A 4,044-nucleotide genomic window follows, 5' to 3' on the forward strand; every position below is an offset into this window, starting at 1 on the left:
CCCCTCCGCCGACCCGAACCCGTCGAGCGAGGTGATGTAGTCCACCATCAGTTCGGCCATGTGCGTCCCCCTCCGGATCGGCGGCAGGATACTGCGCGGGATGGCGGGGTGGGGAGGGGCGGTCGCCGCTGATTCCCCGCTCTAGACGCACCCCCGTGCCGTCAATAGCATGGCCGCGCGCGCTCCGGGGCGACCGATGACGCCCCCGCGCGACCGATCGAGGAGGCTCCCATGCAGCAGAACGAACCGGCGGCCTCCGTCGCGGCGGCCAATGCGGAGGCGGGGCGCACCCTCCCGTTCGGCGACACGGCCGACTTCGACGCCGCCGATCGGGGGTTCATCGGCACGCTGGATGATCCGGTCATCCGGGATGCGTCCGGTGCGCCCGTGTGGGACCTCTCCCGGTACGACTTCCTCACCGGCGACCAGGCGCCCGCCACCGTGAATCCGAGCCTCTGGCGGCAGAGCAGGCTCGTCGCGAAGCACGGCCTGTTCGAGGTGGTGGACGGCATCTACCAGGTGCGCGGCTTCGACCTGTCGGTGATGTCCGTCATCGAGGGCGACCGCGGGGTGATCGTGATCGACCCGCTGATCTCCCGGGAGACGGCGGCTGCCGCGATGGCGCTCTACCGGCGGCATCGTGGTGACCGGCCCATCGTCGCCGTCATCTTCTCGCACAGCCATATCGACCACTTCGGCGGCGTGCTCGGCATCGTCACGCCCGAGGAGGTCGAGGCCGGGACGGTGCAGATCGTCGCCCCCGAAGGGTTCCTCGGGCACGCGATCTCGGAGAACGTCTACGCGGGCACCGCCATGTCCCGGCGCTCCAGCTACATGTACGGGGCGGCGCTGACTCCCGGGCCGCAGGGACAGGTGGGGGCCGGACTCGGGCAGACCACCTCCACCGGGACGCCGGGGATCGTCGTGCCGACGCTCGAGGTCACGACCACCGGCGAGCGGCACACCTTCGACGGCGTCGAGTTCGAGTTCCAGATGGCGCCGGGGACCGAGGCGCCGTCCGAGATGCACTTCCACCTCCCGCGGTATCGCGCGCTGTGCATGGCGGAGAACGCCACGCACACCCTGCACAACCTGCTCACGCTGCGCGGCGCCGTCGTGCGCGACCCGCACGTGTGGTCGCAGTACCTCACCGAGGCGATCGAGCGCTTCGGCGACGACACGGAGGTGGTGTTCGCCTCCCACCACTGGCCGACCTGGGGCAACGCGGAGGTCAGGGCATTCCTCGCGGTGCAGCGCGACCTCTACGGCTACCTGCACGATCAGACGCTGCGGCTGCTGAACCGCGGCCTCACCGGGGCGGAGATCGCCGAGGCCATCGAGTTGCCGCCCGCGCTGGAGGCGAGCTGGAGCACTCACGGCTACTACGGCTCGGTCTCGCACAACGTCAAGGCGATCTACCAGCGGTACATGGGCTGGTTCGACGGCAATCCGGCGCGGCTCTGGCCGCACCCGCCGAAGCCGCTCGCGGAGCGGTACGTCGCCGCCATCGGCGGGGTCGCCCGGGTGGTCGAGCTGGCGCAGCAGGCCTACGACGACGGCGACTTCCGTTGGGCGGCGACCCTCCTCGACCATGCCGTCTTCGCCGAGCCGGAGAACACCGCGGCGAAGGCGCTCTACGCCGACACGCTGGAGCAGCTCGCCTACGGCGCCGAGAACGGCACCTGGCGCAACTTCTTCCTCTCGGGCGCGACGGAGCTGCGCGACGGGAACTTCGGCACGCCGATCTCCGCGAAGGCGCACGCGATCCTCGCCCAGCTGTCGCCGGAGCAGCTCTTCGACGCGATCGCCATCACGGTGGACGGCCCGAAGGCGTGGGGTCTCGACCTCTCGCTCGACCTCACGTTCGCCGACCTGGGCCGCAGCTTCCACCTCACGCTGCGCAACGGCGTGCTCATCTCCGTGGAGAAGGAGCCGGACGGGACCGCGCAGCTGCACCTCACCCTCGACAAGCCCCGGTTCCTGGCGCTGATCGGCGGAGACACGAGCCAGGACGGTCTCACGATCGACGGGGATGCGAGCGTGCTGGCCGAGCTGACCGGCGTGCTGGACCCGGGCGACCCGGGATTCGACATCGTGCTGCCGTGAGGGGAAGGCCCTAGACCCCGCCTCCTCCGCCTCCGCCGCCACCGCCGCCCGAGGAGCCGCTGCCTCCGGTGCCGCCGGTGGATGAGCTGCTCGTCATGGTCGTGCTGGAGGAGACTCCGCGCACCACCTGCGAGAGGACGGCGGCGTTGAAGGCGGTCTGGCCGGAGTACCAGGTCGGCGTCTGCCCGGTCTCCTCGTAGAAGCGTCCGAGCTCGGCCAGCCACTTCTTCTCCTCGCCGAACAGCACGGCCCAGGGCAGCAGGCGTTCGGTGAGGTGCAGCATCTCGCGGGCGTCGTCCACGGCGACCGGGACGCGCTCGGCCCCCTGCGGCGACTGGAGGTAGCGGATGCGGTCGGCCTCGGCGAGCTCCACGTACATCCGCAGACCGTCCATGTACTCGCGCAGTGCCGTGCCTGTACTGGTCAGGGGCGAGTGCGCAACCAGGACGGCGGCCGCGGCGGAGAGCAGGATGGAGCCGATCAGGATCAGGATCGGCACGGCTCCTCCGTAGACCCCGAGGAGGCACAGCACCGACCCGACGGCCGCGAGCGCCGGGCCGCCCAGGGCCGCGAGGATCACCGCCAGGATCGGCCCGCGCGGACCGGAGGTGCGGTAGCCGAGGCGGGTGGCGTCCTTGTGCACGCCCTTGAGCACCGCCGAGACGGATCGTGCGACGCGCGTGTTCGATGAGCCGAGCTCCAGCGTCGATCCCGGGAGGAGCTCATCGCCGAACAGCGCTCGCAGGAACCGCAGCTCGTCGGCCGTCGGGTGCGGTTCGCGGAGCGCCTGCCGGCCGGACGCCTCCGTCGAGACGAGCTCGAGCGTGTAGGACCGGCGGCCGAACATTCCCGTGCTCTCCAGCACGCGCACCCGGCCCGAGACCGCGAGATCGAGCGTCTGCGCGGCGACCGCCTTGCTGGTGCGGCCTGCCACGTCGGCGGCGAGCAGCAGTCCCTCCGCTGGCGGCACGTACTCCGGGATGATCGTGCCGCGACCGGGGGCATCGCGCAGGAGGCGGACGCGGACGACGATCGCTCCGACCGCCGCAAGCAGGGCGAGCACGAGGCCGGCGACGGCGACGAAGCCCCACGCGGTGTCGAACAGCCCGTCGGCGCGCGGGGTGAACGTGCCCGGCGCGAAGCCGACCGCGAACGTCAGGTTCTCGCCCGGACCGAGCTGGTCGGCCCGGAAGCGGAACCCGTCGTCGGTGCGCTCAACGTCCGCCGGCTCGGTGGAGCCGCTGGCGCCGCGGTAGGCGGACGCGGTGCCCTGCAGCGCCTCGGCCAGTCCGGTGCCGAGGTGCACGTCCGCCGTCACACGGTCGAAGGGCTGGGCCCACGCGGTGCCGTTGACGTCCCAGTAGAACTCGTCGTCGTCGGTGTCGGCGAAGTAGCGCGTGACGTTCGTCTGCCGGTACGTGATGACGTACGTCTGGTCGCCGTGGACGAAGTCCTTCGCGGCGATCGTGAGCGAGAGGATGCCGTCGTCGGAGTCGCTGGTGTACGGCCGTGGGGTGCCGTCCTCATCGGTGACGGACACGACCTCCAGGCCGGTGGGGTGGCAGTCGTAGTCCTCGACGAGCTGCCGCCGGATGCCGTGGTTCTGGTCCGTCTCGGGGAAGCGCGCGACGAGCGTCTCGACGGTGGTGAGCGTCGAGTGCCCCTCCGCATCCCGGCCGAGCCGGTAGTCGCCGTCGAAGCTCGCGAAGGTGAAGTCGTCGACGCCGGCGGGCGTGAGGGCGGGCGCGGCCTGGGCCGGCGTGGCCTGGGCCGACACCGCCTGGGCCGGTGCGGCCTGGCCGCTCAGGAGGGCGGCTGCGCCGACGAGGCAGCACACGATGGCGGCGACCGCGGCGGCGACCAGCCGCGTGCCCCGGCCGCTCGAGCGGCTTCGAGCGCGGACCCCCACCTGCCCCGCGATCCGGGGTGACATCCGGC

The 4,044-nt window shown here is 71.8% G+C and carries 2 protein-coding genes; one reads left to right on the top strand and one right to left on the bottom strand.

The annotated features are described in order from the left end of the window. The first annotated feature begins 231 nt into the window (after positions 1-231). Positions 232-2,106, top strand: a complete 1,875-nt coding sequence (locus tag ACR9ZG_RS18350; RefSeq protein WP_481286283.1) for an alkyl/aryl-sulfatase — start codon at positions 232-234, stop codon at positions 2,104-2,106. Between the two features lie 10 nt (positions 2,107-2,116). Here ACR9ZG_RS18350 and ACR9ZG_RS18355 read toward each other — a convergent pair. Continuing rightward, positions 2,117-4,044: DUF2207 domain-containing protein (locus tag ACR9ZG_RS18355; RefSeq protein WP_481286284.1), on the bottom strand; the 1,928-nt coding region annotated here is incomplete at its 5' end.

This window comes from Leifsonia sp. KNZ12-8B, from assembly GCF_056755495.1.